This is a genomic window from Protofrankia sp. BMG5.30, from assembly GCF_001983005.1.
GTDB lineage: Bacteria > Actinomycetota > Actinomycetes > Frankiales > Frankiaceae > Protofrankia > Protofrankia coriariae.
In genome coordinates this window covers 36,746-50,893 of the sequence record NZ_MOME01000028.1, presented here as the reverse complement: position 1 = coordinate 50,893, position 14,148 = coordinate 36,746, and the positions used below count along the sequence as shown (strand labels likewise).

Here is a 14,148-nt window from a genome sequence, read left to right as displayed (position 1 = left end):
GAGCGGGCCTGCATCATCGGGGGTAGCAGGACGGTCGCGGGGCCGGCCCGGTAGAGAGCGGCGGGACGTCCATGTGATCGAAGRCTAGCCCCACCCGCCGCGTGTCGGAGACCGCCAGCCACGCCGCAGCCCGCGCACCCGAAACACCCGACGGGCATGCGCTGCGTCGGGTGGGCCGGGCGGATGTGGCGGACGGCGCTAGGATCACGCGTCGTACAGGGATATCGGGGGATTCGGCATGATGAACGGTGGACGCCGTGGTCGACACATGACAGCTCCCACATCGTGATTATCAACGAGGCGCAGATCGCTGCGGYGCTGCCCGCCTACGAACTCGGCGAGGTCCTCGRCCGGGGAGCTTTCGGGCTGGTGGTGAAGGGCCGGCACCGCGAGCTGGACCGTCCGGTGGCCATCAAGATTCTGCCCGCGGGCACCGACGAGACCGCGGCGAGCAGCCGGGCCGAGGCGCGGCTGCTCGCCGCCCTCGACCATCCGCACGTGGTGCGGGTCTACGACTCCATCCCCGCCGGCGACCTCCATCTGATCGTCATGGAGCTGCTCAGCGGCGGCACCCTGACCCGCCGCCGGGCCGGCATACCGCCCGAGGCCGCCTGCGCGGTCGGGCTGGCGGTGGCCGCGGCGCTGGGCAGCGCGCACCAGCGGGGCGTCCTGCACCGCGACATCAAACCCGACAACATCCTGTTCGACGCGGCCGGGCTGCTCAAGGTCACCGACTTCGGTATCGCGAAGCTGGTGGAAGGGTCCGCGACCACCGCCAGCGCGATCGTCGGCACCCCCCGGTACATGGCCCCCGAGCAGCTCCTCGCCAGACGGCTGGGCCCGGCCACCGACCTGTACGCCCTGGGGGTGATGCTCTACGAGCTGCTCAGCGGCGCGCCGCCGTTCGACCCCACCCTGCCGCCGACCGTGCTCGCCCAGCAGCACATCTACACCGTTCCCGCACCGCCGGCCGGTGTGCCCGCGCCGGTGGCCGCGGTGATCATGCGGGCGCTGGCCAAGGATCCGGCCGACCGCCAGCCGTCCGCCCACGCCTTCGCCCTGGAGCTGGCCCGCGCGGCCGCCGTGTACGGCCCGGGCTGGACCGCCCGCGCCGGCATCGCCCTCCGCCTCGACGACGACCTGCAGGCTGTCGTCCAGCAGCCGGCCTCCGCGCGGCCGCCGTTCCCGAGCGGCCAGGCCCGCCCGGGCGTCGCGCCGACCGCCAACATCGGCCAGCCGCCCGCCCCGCCCTTCCTCCCGCCCGGCCCTCCCGGCCGCGGAGCCGAGATGTCGTTTCCGGGATATCCGCCTCCGCTCGGCGGCGGCGCGCAGCGTGTCCCGCCGCCTCCACCGGCCGCGTACGGGCCCCCGCCGACCCCGTACTCCCCGCCGGCCCCGTACGCGGCTCCGCCTGGCTCGTACCCGCCGGTGGCCCCCGGTGGCCCGGGCGGCAGCGGGCCACGGGGGCAACAGCCCGGCGGCGGATATCCACAGCCACCTGGTTACGGGAACCCCTACGGCTACGGCCCTCAGCCACCAGCCCCGTACGGCGCCCCCGTACGGTCGTACTACGCCGGTTGGGGCGCCCGGGTCGGGGGCACTCTCATCGATCTGCTGATCGTCTGGGGTGTCTCCGCGGTCCCGGCCGCCGCTGCGCCTTCCTCCTCGGCCGACGGAATCAGCGGTCTCATCTTTTTCGCGTCTATGATCATCATGTGCTGTCTCGAGGGCGTCACCGGTCAGACGCCAGGCAAACGCATCGCGCGTATCAGGCTGGTCCGCGAACTCGACAGCCGGCCGCTCGGCTTCGGCCGGGCGTTCGTCCGCCGGCTGTGCCACTTCCTGGACGCCCTGCCGTTCTACGTGGGCTTCCTGTGGCCGCTCTGGGACGCCAAAAGGCAGACCTTCGCTGACAAAATCATGAAATCCGTCGTGATCAGGACCAGATGAGCGCTCGGCCCGGTCCCGCGTTCTCACCGGGGCGACGTCCTCGCCGAGAGCGCATCCCGGATCGCCGCCTCACCACACGGGGCCGCGGTACGGCCACACCCCGCCGTCAGCTTCGGCGTGTATGAACCATCTCATGGTGATCCCCTCCCCCGGACGGTCCGGCTCTCGCCCAGGCGGGCTCTTCGCCGCCATCCGAGCGGCGCTGCCGAGCCTTGTCCCGAGCGAGCAACGGGTGGTCGAGGTGTGCCTGGCCCAGCCGGGGAAGGTGGTCGAGTGGTCGGTCGCCCAGCTCGCTGACGCCGCGGGGACGTCCACCGCCACCGTGGTGCGCGCCTGCCAGCATCTCGGTTTCCGCGGTTTCCAGCATTTTCGCGTCGAGCTCGCCCGGGAGAGCGGCGCCGTGGCGCTGCGCGGCGAGGTCGGCTGGGCGGGCGGTGCCAATCCCGTCGAGCGCCTGGTGGACACCGTCTTCGGCGCGGCGGCCAAGGTGCTCGGCGACGCGCTGGGCCCGCTGGACCGCGCCAGCCTCGCACCCGCCGTGGACCTGCTGGACCAGRCCGGTCGGCTGCTCGTCGTCGGTAACGGCGGGTCGGCACCGATCGCCCAGGACGCGGCCCTGCGGTTCCTCAGCATCGGCCGCCCGGCGGAGGCGCCGAGCGACTCGCTCGTCCAGGAGATCTCCGCCCGGCTGCTGGCCGCCTCGGACGTCTGTCTGGTCGTCACGAGCAGCGGGGCGAACGAGCCCACGCTGCGGGCCGCCGAGGCGGCGCACACCGCGGGAGCCCCCGTCATCGGGATCACCAGCTACACGGCCGGCCCGCTGGCCGACATCGCCGACATCATCCTCGTCGTGGGGACCCCCGACTGGCCCATCGGCAGCGACATGATCGCAAGCCGGCTGGCCTCGCTGCTGCTGCTCAACGCCCTGCAGCTCGCGGTAAGCCTGCGCCGGGAGAACAACCCACAGCGCACTGGGACGATCACCGCCAACATCTTCGGGGTACGCGCGGAGCCGGAGAGCCCAGAGCCATCCTGACTCAGAGTGATCAATCGGCCTCCTCGTACCACCGTCCCACCAGGGACAAGGCCGCGGCGGCATGAGACAGCCCGAAGATTTATTACGATAAGTGACCGCTATCCGTTTCCAGCCCGTCGAGGGCCATTCATCTGCGCCGCCGACCCTGCCATGTAACGACGAACCGGGATAACTTGATCTTCTGGAACGAACGTACATGGAGCGGCTGGTGGCAGAGATCCGGATCGAGGGCCTCACGAGGTACTTCGGGGGCGTCCGCGCGGTGGATGACGTCTCCCTCGACATAGCGGACGGCGACTTCCTCGTCCTGCTGGGACCGAGCGGCTGCGGGAAGACCACGCTGCTCCGCATGATCGCCGGCCTGCTGGAGCCGAGCGGGGGGCGCATCATGCTCGGCGACCGCGACATCACCCATCTCCCCGCCCGCCAGCGTGACCTGGCGATGGTCTTCCAGAGTTACGCGCTGTACCCGCACCTCACGGTCGAGCGCAACATCGGCTTTCCGCTGCGAGCCGCGCGACGACCCAGAGCGGAGATCGCCCGGCAGGTCCGAGATGTCGCCGACCAGCTCGAACTCGGCGAGCTGCTCGGACGGCGCCCCAGAGAGCTCTCCGGCGGGCAACGCCAGCGGGTGGCACTCGGCCGCGCGCTGGTGCGTGACCCGGCGGCCTTCCTCATGGACGAACCGCTGTCGAACCTCGACGCGAAGCTGCGCACGGCGACCCGTACCGAGCTCACCGCGCTGCACCGCACGCTGCGACGCACCTTCGTCTACGTCACCCACGACCAGGTGGAAGCCATGTCCATGGCGACCCGCGTGGTCCTGCTCAACGGTGGGCGTGTCGAACAGGCCGGCACCCCGACCGAGGTGTACGACTCGCCGGCCTCGGTGTTCGTCGCCGGCTTCCTCGGTGCCCCGCCGATGAACCTGCTCCCGGCCCGGATCGAAAACCACGGTGGCACGCTGACGGCCGTCGCGGAGGGACTGCGCATCCCCCTGTGGCCGGGCGCCAGCGAGCCCCGCGACGTCATCGTGGGGCTGCGGCCCGAGAACGCGTTCCAGCTCACCGCGGCCGGGGCCGGCGCACCGGTCGGCACCGCCTCCCCCGCCGGGGCGGGCGCGCGGACCTCGGCCGCCGGACCGGCCCCCGGCATCCACGGCGTGGTCACCACGGTCGAGAACCTCGGCAGCGAGGAGGTCGCCTGGTGCGACGTGGGCGGACAGGCCGTCGCGCTACGCGGTCCGCGTCCGCTCGGTCTCACCGTCGGTGAGCATGCCCACCTCACCGTCAACGTCTCGCGTGTGCACCTGTTCGACCGGGCCAGCGGACGCCGCCTCGAGTGGCGGCCATCAGCCGCCCGGGACCAGGTGCTCTCCGCCGCTCCCACGCCCGCCGATCCCACACCCGTGATCCCGACGCCCTCCCCCGCCAGCACGGCACCGACGGAAGCGGCCTCGACAACGGCCTCGAAAGCGGCCTCGGACACGACCGCGCGCACGGCCACCTCAGCGACGGTCTGAGTCACCCGGGTCGCCGCGACCCGGGCCACCTCCCGCCACGATCTCCAAGGAGCATGCCCGTGGCTCGATCACGCCTACCTCGATCACGCCCGCTGCGCGTCACGCTGCGTGCCACACTGCGTGCCACAGCCGGCCTCACACTGGTCGCGGCGCTGGCCACCGCGTGCGCGACGTCCTCGTCCGCACCCGCGGGTACGGCCGCCGGCACATCCGGCACGATTCCCGAACTCTCCCCGGACCAGAAGGTCTCGATCGTCTTCGAGAGCTACAACCTCACGAGCACCGGGACGTGGAAGCCGGTGATCGAGGGCCTGCTCGCCGACTTCCACACCGCGCACCCGAACATCACGGTGAAGGGCCAGCCGCCGCAGGGGGTGACCGGCACCAGCACCGACTACGTCAGCAGCGTCAAGAACCAGATCCTGGCCGGCAACCCGCCGGACGTCGCCCAGATCACCTTCAACGCGCTGCGGTTCGCCGCCGGCAGCCTGGGCGCCCAGYCGTTCGACACCCTGGTCGGACGGGATGCCGTCCAGGCGAACTTCGGCGGCGACCATCCGTTCGCCCCGACCGCGCGCACGCTCGGCGACGTCGACGGTAGGACCTACGCCGTCCCCTACGTCTTCTCCACCCCGATCCTCTGGTTCAACAGGACGCTGTTCGCCAGGGCCGGCCTGGACCCGGCCAACCCGCCGAAGACCTGGGCGGAGGTGAGGACGGCCGCTCTCGCGATCAGGGAGAGGACCGGCACGGACGGGATCGTCGTGGACTGCCTGACGAAGGCGGCCGGCGACTGGTGTTTCCAGAGCCTCGTCCGCTCGGCCGGCGGCCGGGTGCTCTCCGCCGACGGCAGCAGGCTGTCCTTCGCCGACGCGCCCGCCGTCGAAGCGGTGTCGATGGCCGCCGACCTGGTGCGCAGCGGCGTGATGCCGAACCTCGACCAGCAGCAGGCGTTCAAGGCGTTCAGCAGCGGCCAGCTCGGGATGATTCTCGAGACCAGCGCCCTGCAGGGACAGTTCATGACCGGCGCCAAAGCGAACGGCTGGGAACTCGACGCCACCAGCGAGCCCTCGTTCGGATCGAAGCCCGTCGTCCCCACCAATTCGGGATCGGGGCTGGCCGTCTTCAGCAGGGACCCGGCCAAGCAGCGCGCCGCGTGGGAGCTGATCAAATTCCTCACCAGCGACCACGCCTACACCCAGATCTCCTCCAGGATCGGCTATCTGCCGCTGCGGACCGGGCTCGTGGACGACCCGAACGGCCTGCAGGGATGGGCGAAGGCCAACCCGCTCATCAGGCCGAACCTCGACCAGCTCACCCGGCTCCAGCCCTGGGAGTCCTTCCCGGGTGACAACTACCTCCAGATCGGGGACGCGATGATGACCGCGGTGGAAGGCGCCGTCTTCAGCGGCAAGGACCCCGCGTCCACCCTGGCCGACGCGCAGAAGCAGGCCGCCACCCTCATGCCGGCGCGGTGACCCGGTGACCGGGCAGACCCCGCCGACCAACGGTGCCGACCTGACCGACACGACAGGGCGGCCCGCCGGGCCCACTGCCGGGCCCGTCGCCGCGACCATTGCCTCGACTGTTGCCGCGGCGGTGGAACCACGGCGCGTCCCGCTCCCTTCGGGCCCGATCAACCTCCGGGACGTCGGCGGGTATCCGACCGCGGACGGTCGTACGGTGCGCTGGCGGACGCTGCTGCGCTCGGGCTCCCTGCACGGGCTCGACGGTCGCGGCCGGGCCGTCCTCGCCCAGATCGGCCTGCGCACCGTCGTCGACCTCCGCGAGGACGCCGAGGTGACACGCGCCCCGGACCAGCTCGGCCGGCTCGCCGTGGAGCACCGGCGGATTCCCGTCTACACGCTGCCGGTGACCCGGCAGCGGACTGCCGACGACGTGGCCGGTGGATCCGCGTCCGTGGGCTCCTTCACCGCGACGGAGGCCATCCGCGCCGCGAGTGCCTCCGGCGACCTGGGGAGCATCTACGATCACATCGTCGACCACCTGGGTGCCCGCCTCACCGCGGCCGTGCTGGCATTGGCCGCCCCGGACGCGCTGCCGGCGATCGTGCACTGCAGCGCCGGCAAGGACCGCACCGGCCTGGTCATCGCCCTGGTCCTCGACCTGGTCGGGGTGCCGGCGGAGGTGATCGCGCAGGATTTCGCGCTGACGTCGTACTTCCTGCGTGACGAGGCCGCCGCCACCGTCCAGCGGATGTCCAGCTGGCTCTCGGCCGAAGGCACGCCGCTGCCACCCGCCCTGCTCGACAGCCCGCCGGAGCTCATCCTGCGCTCGTTGGCCCGCATCCACGCCAGCCACGGCGGCACCCGCGCGTACCTGCTCGCGCACGGGGCGACCGGGCACGCGCTGGACCGCCTGGTCGAAGCCCTGCTCGTCCCGGCGGACACACCCGCCTCACGGCTCGAAAGGCCTTCCGTGCCCGCATCCCCGGACCTGGCCGCGTACACCCCCACCCACACCCTGATCCAGATCAGCGACACCCACATCGTCCGCGAGGACGAGCTGCTGCACGGCAAGGTCGACTCGTACGCCACGCTGCGTACCGTCCTCGAGCAGATCGAGGCCGCCGGGACGACGATCGACGCCCTGCTGCTCACCGGCGACCTCGCCGACAGCGGCGACCTGGTCGCCTACCAGCGGCTGCGCGACCTGGTCGAGCCGGTGGCGGCCCGCCTGGGCGCACCGGTGCTCTACGCCGTCGGCAACCACGACTCCCGCGGGCCGTTCCGGGCCGGGCTGCTCGGCGCGGAACCGACGGCGGAGCCGTACGACCACGTGCACTGGATCGACGACCTGCGGGTCATCGTGCTCGACACCACCCGGCCGGGCAGGCACAGCGGTGCGCTGAGCGCCGCCCAGCTGCGCTGGCTCGCGGACGAGCTGGCCACCCCGGCGGCGGCCGGCACCGTCCTCGCTCTGCACCATCCGCCCGTGCCCTCGCCCATCCCGCTGGTGAACGCGCTGCTGCTCGCCGAGCCGGAGAAGCTGACCGACGTTCTGGCCGGCAGCGACGTGAAGATCGTCCTGGCCGGGCACGCGCACCACTCGTCCGCGGGCGCCATCGGCGCGGTGCCGGTCTGGGTGGCGGGCTCCAGCGCCTACCGGGCAGGCACGATCGGCCCGACCGACCGGTTCACCGGCCTGGCCGGCGGCGAGTACACCCGCGTCGACGTGTATCCGGCGGGAGCCGTCGCCACCGCGATCCCGATCGCCGACACCGAAGTGATCTATGACAGGAACATCGAGGAGATGGCAAAGATCGTCTCTGTCCACGCCTGATCTCTGACTGCGCCCGAGACGTACGCAGCCCGTATCCGGCGCCCGTTCACGCCCGTCCCGGCGCGTCGCCGGGACGGGCGACCCGGCGTCCCGTCCTCCCGTGCGCCCGGAGCGGACGCCGGCCGGCCGGCGGTTTTTCGTCCGGTCGCGGGCTTTTTCGTCCCGGACACCCGGAGAGGACGTTCCCAGCCGTGTTCGTCGAAGTCGCCGTCCCCACGGCAGCCACCGGCACCGCCATCCCGGCCGGCACCGCCGGCGCGGCCCTTGTCGACGGTGCCGTCTCCCGCCCGCGCGTCAGCGCCGTCCGGCCGCCGCTGGCCCGCCGGATGCTCGCCGCCGTACCGCCGTACCTGTACCTGCTGCCAGGGATGATCAGTCTGGCGCTGTGGACCTACAAACCGATCATCGAAGCCGTCCAGCTGTCCTTCTACCGCTGGAACCTGCTGCCGACCTCGCCACGGATCTACGTCGGCCTGGAGAACTACCAGCGGCTGTTCACCATCCCGCAGCTACGGGACGCCGCGATGAACACGCTGTGGTACGTCCTTGGCCTGGTGCCGTTCGCCATCATCCTGCCCACCGCCGTCGCGCTGGTCGTCCGTGATCTCAGCGGCCGGTCGCGCACCGTCTACCGGGCGCTGCTCTTCCTGCCGGTGCTGGTCGCGCCGGTCGCGGCCGCCGCGGTGTGGCGGTGGCTGCTGGATCCCTCGGGGCTGGTGAACCACGCTCTCGGGCTCGGCGCGTTCAACTGGCTGCGGGAGGAGTCGACCGCGCTGTTCTCCATTCTCATGATCTGCGCATGGCAGATCCTCGGTTTCGCCGTACTCGTCATCTCGGCCGGGCTCACCGGGATCAGCGCCGACTACACCGAGGCCGCCGAGATGGACGGCGCCTCGCGCTGGCAGACCACCCGCTGGGTGACGCTGCCGATGCTGCGCTCGACGCTGCTGTTCATGCTGCTCATGACGGTGCTGCTGTCCGCGCAGTGGACGTTCCCGCTGATCGACGTGCTGACCCAGGGCGGTCCCGTGGACAGCACGACAAACGTGTACTACCTGCTCTGGGAGTTCGGCTTCCGCAGCCTGGACTCGGGACTCGCCTCCGCCGCGGGCGTCGTCTTCTTCCTCGCCTTCGCCGTGGTGGCGGCGGCGCTGGTGAAACTGGCCGACCACTACAGCTTCGCCGACAACTGACCTCGACCGAAGGACGCGGACAATGACCGGCAGGACAACAGGCGGCGGGACGACAAGAGGCAGGACAACAGCCGGCGGGACGACGGGCGGCGCACGGGTACCCCGCCGGCGAACCGCGGCCGGCCATCTGCTGCTGGCCCTGCTGAGCCTGATCAGCCTGTTTCCGGTGTACTGGATGTTCGCGAGCTCGCTGCGCCAGCCGGGGCACATCTTCCGGCAGTCGCTGCTGCCCTGGCCGTTGAGCCTCGAAAGCTACCGCTTCGTCTTCGACAACCTCGACATGAGCGCGCTGCTCGCCAACACCCTCGTGATCGCCGTCGTGACCGCCGCCGGTCAGCTCATGGTGTGCCTGCTGGCCGCCTACGCCTTCGCCGCCTGGGAGTTCCGCGGCAGGAACATCCTGTTCCTGATGTTCGTCGCCACCTGGCTCATCCCGTTCCAGGTGACGATGATCTCCAACTATCTCGTACTGTCGAATCTCGGGCTGTTGAACACCCTGGCCGGCGTCATCATCCCGAACCTGTGCTCGGCGCTTGCCGTGCTCATGCTTCGCCAGCACATGCAGGCMTTCCCCCGGGAACTGCTCGACGCGGCCCGGATCGACGGGCGGGGCTCGTGGACGATCCTGTGGACGGTGGTCGTGCCGAACCTGCGGCCGGTGCTGGCGTCGCTGTCGATCCTGCTGTTCATCTCCGCCTGGAACGACTACTTCTGGCCCGCGCTGGTCCTGCAACGGGCGAACTCCGTCGTACAGCTCGGCATCCGCGGTTTCCTGACTGAGGAGGGCGACAACTGGGGCGCGCTGATGGCCGCGTCCGGCCTTGCCTGCCTGCCCGTCTTCGCCCTCTACATGGCCATGCAGCGTCAGGTCGTCGACGCCTTCGTGCGGTCCGGCCTGCGCTGACGGGCACTGGCCGGACCGCGGGAAACGGCACCGGCACGGACCCCGTCAGGCGTAGACCTCCTCAAGCCATGCCTGCAGCGCCTTCTCCGTGCCCTGCTGATCCGCGTCGGACGCGAACAGGTGGGCGGCGACGGAGACCGGCGCCCCGAAGGCGTTACGGCCGAAGACGCGGTACAGCGCATCCTCGGTGCGCAGGCCGAGGAAGTGCGGGGCCAGATAGTCGACGGCAGCGTCCAGCGGCCGAAGACCGGGCAGCGTGACACGGACCTGGTCACCCTGCCCGGCTGCGCCGAGCCCGAGGGCACGGCGCAGCGCGTCGAACCCGTCCGGGGTGATCGAGGAGGCCGGCGCGTCGACCGACACGTAGCTCGCCGGGCGGCGGCTGAAGTAGCGCAGGTACTGGCCGAGCGTGTGCAGGTAGAAGTCGGTGTGCCTGGAGGCACCGTCATACTGGTTGTCCCAGTCGTCGGCGAACACCCCGCTGTGCACGTAGCGGACCCAGGTCGTCCCGCCGTCGCGGGCCTCGACGAGGTGTTCGAGCTGGTTGAACCAGCCGTCCGGCCCCTCGGAGCGGACGATGAGGTGGTGCGGCGGCTCCCAGGCCAGCAGCGTGCCGCCGTCCCAGGAACCGCCCACCTGTGGCTGCGGGGCCTGCGTCGGCCACAGCCAGCCGGCGTTGCCGGTGGTGACCGCGTCCCAGTACTCCTCGGGTGTGGTCGGCAGCAGCGTCTCGCGCTCGATCGCGAACTTGCGCCCGGACTGGTTCGGCTGCTCGTTCGACATGGTCAGTTCCCCTCGGTGTGACCGGGCCCGGCCGGGCTCGGGCGTGGGTTCGGATTCGCATTCGGGATCTTCAGGCTGGGATGCAGGGCGATCACCAGGCGGTGCCTGCGCCCGCCCGGCGCCTTCTCGTCGTGGTATCTGGCGACCAGCGCGGTGACGGCGTCGGACAGCTCCGCCGCGAAGGCCGCCCGGTCGGCCGCGGTGGCGAAGCGGATCTCGCTGTCGACGGCGAACGTCGCCAGCCGCTGGCGGGCCGCGGTGGCGCCGGCGAGCAGTTCGCCCACCTCCCTGATCAGGCGGGAGGCGAGGGCGAGCATCCAGCGCGCCGAGGTCTCGTCCCGGGCCCGGTCGGGGTCCGGGGCGACGTCCGCCAGCGCGGCAGGGGAGATGACGTAGGAGCTTGCGGTGGCCCGCAGTACCCGTTCGGTGCAGTTGCCCCTGCGTCGTTCCTCGACCAGCTCGACGAGGCCGTGCTGCTCCAGCGCGCGCAGATGGTAGTTGACCTTCTGCCTGGTCAGCCCGGTGCGGGCGGCCAGTGTGGTGGCCGAGCCGGGCTCGGCCAGCGCGGCCAGCAGACGGGCGCGCACCGGGTCGAGCGAGACCTCGGCGGCGGCCGGGTCCTCGATCACTGCGACATCGAGCATGGCCTCATCATGACAACCGAAAGAAAAATTTGTCAAGGAAGCTTCTACTGTCGGATGTCCGGGAGGCGGGATGCCGGGGCCGGCTGGCCGCGGGGGACGATGAGCTCATGGCGGAGCGATTCGAGTACAAGGTCATCGAACTGCGGGAGGGCCTGATCGGCGGCAAGATGTCCGGCGACCGGCTGGAGAAGATCCTCAACGAGCATGCAAAACAGGGGTGGCAGCTCAAGGCGATCACCACGACGGAGGTCAAGGGACGCATCGGCCCCGGGGGCGTCGACGGGGTCCTCGTGACCTTCGAACGACGCCTCGACTAGCGCCCCGAGAAGATCAGCCCATCGGGCATCGCGCGCTGCCACGCGTCCGAGCCGATCGGCGCGGCGGTCCCGCGGGGGCCCGCTGAGCGCCCGCGGAATGTGGACGCCGCGAAAACCCGTTCAAACATCGGACCTGCCCGCGCCACAGGCGTACCCATACCCGTGACCTGGATCACCTGAGTCGGGATCGGGTGCGTGGAGCGGGACCATCGGAGTGCGAGAGGAGACTGTGCGTGACGTCGACGCAGGATACGACCCGGGTGGCGCAGGCCCTGGGACGGCCGTTCACGGTCGGTGATCTGACTGTGGCGAACCGGATCGTCATGGCGCCCATGACCCGCCAGTTCTCCCCGGACGGCGTGCCCGGTGACGATGTCGCGGCCTACTACGCCCGCCGGGCGGCCAGCGACGTAGGGCTGATCATCACCGAGGGCACCTACGTCAACCACGCCTCGGCCGGCAGCAGCGAACGGGTCCCCCGGTTCCACGGCGCGGACCAGCTCGCCGGCTGGGCCCGAGTGGCGGAGGCTGTGCACCGGGCCGGCGGCCGGATCATCCCGCAGCTGTGGCACGTCGGCGCGACCCGCGCCGCGGGTGCCCCACCCGTCCCCGACGCCCCGCCGGTCGGCCCGTCCGGCCTGGCACTGGACGGGACGCCCACCGGCCGCGCGATGACCCAGGCGGATCTCGACGACGTGGTACGGGCCTTCGCCGACGCGGCAGCGGACGCCGAACGCCTCGGCTTCGACGGCATCGAGCTGCACGGCGCCCACGGGTACCTCATCGACCAGTTCCTCTGGGACACCACCAACCGGCGCGACGACGCCTACGGCGGGGACATCGTCTCCCGGACCAGGTTCGCCGCGGAGATCGTGGCGGCCTGCCGCCACGCGGTGTCACCGGGCTTCCCCGTCTTCTTCCGTCTGTCCCAGTGGAAGTCCGGCAACTACGACGCCAGGCTCGCGCAGCACCCCGAGGACCTCGACCGCCTGCTGACCCCGCTGGTCGACGCCGGCGTGGACGTCTTTCACGCGTCAACGCGCCGGTACTGGCTGCCGGAGTTCACCGGCTCACCGCTCAACCTGGCCGGCTGGGTCAGGAAACTCACCGGCAGGGCCACGGTGACGGTCGGCTCGGTCGGCCTGGACACCGAGTTCGGGCAGGCCTTCATTCCGGACAGCCGGTCCGGTGTCGACACCATCGACGCCCTGCTGGAACGGCTCGAGCGGGACGAGTTCGACCTCGTCGCGGTCGGCCGCGCCCTGCTGGCCGAYCCCGAATGGGCCACGAAAATCCTGAACGGACGCGTCGAGGCGTTGGCCCCCTTCCACAACGACGCGCTCAAGACGCTGCGGTGAGGACAGCCGCCGCCGGCCGCTCGCGTGTTCACGTGTCCATGGTGTTCACGCGCTCGCGTGCGCCGGCGGCGGATTTTTCGGACGTCGGACAGATCATCCAAACCAGGTCGTGCGAATCAGTCAGACTGTGCGGACGGCGCCGAGCCCGCCAGCACCGACACCGGCGGGCTCGGCCGTGACGAACAGAGCGTCGTATTCGTATACGTCGCCGACGTCCAACATCTGCCGAGGCGTCGCCGGTGTCGAGAGCAGCGAGAACATGGCATCGTCGACACGATGCCCGGTCAGCGCCGCCGAAGCCGTGCCGGTCGGTACGTAGGCACTTTCGGGATAACGAACCTGCCAGGACGCCCAGATGCGGTCGACATTGCAGTGGTTGAGATAGAAGACCGGATCGTTGGGTGACGAAGAAGGCAACATGTCGCCCCCGACCCACACGTGCACGCGGTTGTGCAGCCCCGGTGCCGTGTTCAACGGACGCCAGCCCTCAAGCCGGTTACGGAATCCGTTCGAGGTCGTCGACCAGGGCGACCGGTCGTAGGCGTCGAGATCCAGCGCRGCGTCGACGTCCGCGTTCGTCGGCAGGTCCGGGGCGTTGGCCGCGAACTGGCGCCGCAGGCCGCGGTTCGTGCCGCGCAGCCGCCCCTGCACGTCCGTGTCGATCAGCACCCGCCAGGAGTCGGGGTCGGACGGGTCGAACGCGAACGGGCCGGTGGTGACGGGATCCCCCTGCCCGCCCAGGACGTCGCCGGCCCACAACGGCGCGTCGGGCTGCTGTGCCACGGGCAGATCGCCGTCCGACGACCAGTCCCAGTAGGGCAGGCCGAAGTTCTCGTCGTCGAGCACCCGCTGCAGCTGGAGCTCCAACAGCACCAGCATGAAACGATGCCAGGGGAGGAACACCGGCCCCCGGTGAGCGGCGTTGCGGTCGCCCTGTGACGGGGGCGTGAAGGTGTTCATCGCGATGTGGTGCCAGGCGACGAAAAGATCGTATGTACTGACCTGCTGTTGTTGGCCTCCTATCCCCAGGTCGGCGGTGGTCGGCCCGAGGAACTCGGCCTTCAGCAGCCGGACGCCCCGTATGTACAGATCGCGCGATGCGGCGTCGTGCAGGATGTTGCGACGGACGACGGCCATG

12 protein-coding genes are annotated in these 14,148 nt (G+C 70.9%); 9 read left to right on the top strand and 3 right to left on the bottom strand.

Annotation, left to right across the window (positions count from 1 at the left end; translation table 11 throughout):
- Window positions 1-285 precede the first annotated feature (285 nt).
- The 7 genes from BL254_RS28985 (at window position 286) to BL254_RS16140 (ending at window position 9,908) form a co-directional block, all read left to right on the top strand.
- Window positions 286-1,950, top strand: coding sequence for a protein kinase domain-containing protein (locus tag BL254_RS28985; RefSeq protein WP_256386254.1), 1,665 nt, complete (start codon window positions 286-288; stop codon window positions 1,948-1,950).
- Window positions 1,951-2,083: 133 nt separating this feature from the next.
- Window positions 2,084-2,986 carry a MurR/RpiR family transcriptional regulator gene (locus BL254_RS16170; protein ID WP_076843871.1) on the top strand — a complete coding sequence of 301 codons (903 nt, stop codon included), beginning with the start codon at window positions 2,084-2,086 and terminating at the stop codon, window positions 2,984-2,986.
- A 208-nt stretch (window positions 2,987-3,194) separates the two neighbouring features.
- On the top strand, window positions 3,195-4,508 hold the full coding sequence (locus tag BL254_RS16165; RefSeq protein WP_235433718.1) for an ABC transporter ATP-binding protein: 1,314 nt from the start codon (window positions 3,195-3,197) through the stop codon (window positions 4,506-4,508).
- Window positions 4,509-4,567: 59 nt separating this feature from the next.
- The gene (locus BL254_RS16160; RefSeq protein WP_076843898.1) at window positions 4,568-5,986 is read left to right on the top strand and encodes an ABC transporter substrate-binding protein; all 1,419 of its coding nucleotides are present in this window, start codon (window positions 4,568-4,570) and stop codon (window positions 5,984-5,986) included.
- A gap of 4 nt (window positions 5,987-5,990) precedes the next feature.
- Window positions 5,991-7,811, top strand: coding sequence for a tyrosine-protein phosphatase (locus BL254_RS28475; RefSeq protein WP_254858210.1), 1,821 nt, complete (start codon window positions 5,991-5,993; stop codon window positions 7,809-7,811).
- 191 nt (window positions 7,812-8,002) lie between these two features.
- On the top strand, window positions 8,003-9,004 hold the full coding sequence (locus tag BL254_RS16145; protein WP_047224369.1) for a carbohydrate ABC transporter permease: 1,002 nt from the start codon (window positions 8,003-8,005) through the stop codon (window positions 9,002-9,004).
- 22 nt (window positions 9,005-9,026) lie between these two features.
- Window positions 9,027-9,908: a carbohydrate ABC transporter permease gene (locus tag BL254_RS16140; protein WP_076843869.1), complete on the top strand. Its 882-nt coding sequence runs from the start codon at window positions 9,027-9,029 to the stop codon at window positions 9,906-9,908.
- 45 nt (window positions 9,909-9,953) lie between these two features.
- On the opposite strand, the gene BL254_RS16135 is transcribed toward BL254_RS16140, so the two are convergent.
- Complete coding sequence (locus BL254_RS16135) at window positions 9,954-10,691, bottom strand: ATPase (protein WP_047224368.1); 738 nt, start codon at window positions 10,689-10,691, stop codon at window positions 9,954-9,956.
- Window positions 10,692-10,693: 2 nt separating this feature from the next.
- Window positions 10,694-11,335: a helix-turn-helix domain-containing protein gene (locus tag BL254_RS16130; RefSeq protein WP_013874629.1), complete on the bottom strand. Its 642-nt coding sequence runs from the start codon at window positions 11,333-11,335 to the stop codon at window positions 10,694-10,696.
- A 107-nt stretch (window positions 11,336-11,442) separates the two neighbouring features.
- On the opposite strand from BL254_RS16130, the gene BL254_RS16125 reads away from it, so the two are divergent.
- A complete protein-coding gene (locus BL254_RS16125; RefSeq protein ID WP_047224367.1) occupies window positions 11,443-11,652 on the top strand; it encodes a DUF4177 domain-containing protein in 210 nt (69 codons plus the stop codon).
- Between the two features lie 233 nt (window positions 11,653-11,885).
- Entirely contained in the window at window positions 11,886-13,010 is a 1,125-nt protein-coding gene (locus tag BL254_RS16115; RefSeq protein WP_076843866.1) for an NADH:flavin oxidoreductase, read from the top strand.
- A 120-nt stretch (window positions 13,011-13,130) separates the two neighbouring features.
- Here BL254_RS16115 and BL254_RS16110 read toward each other — a convergent pair whose 3' ends face one another.
- A complete protein-coding gene (locus tag BL254_RS16110) occupies window positions 13,131-14,147 on the bottom strand; it encodes a tyrosinase family protein (protein WP_047224365.1) in 1,017 nt (338 codons plus the stop codon).
- Window position 14,148 lies beyond the last annotated feature (1 nt).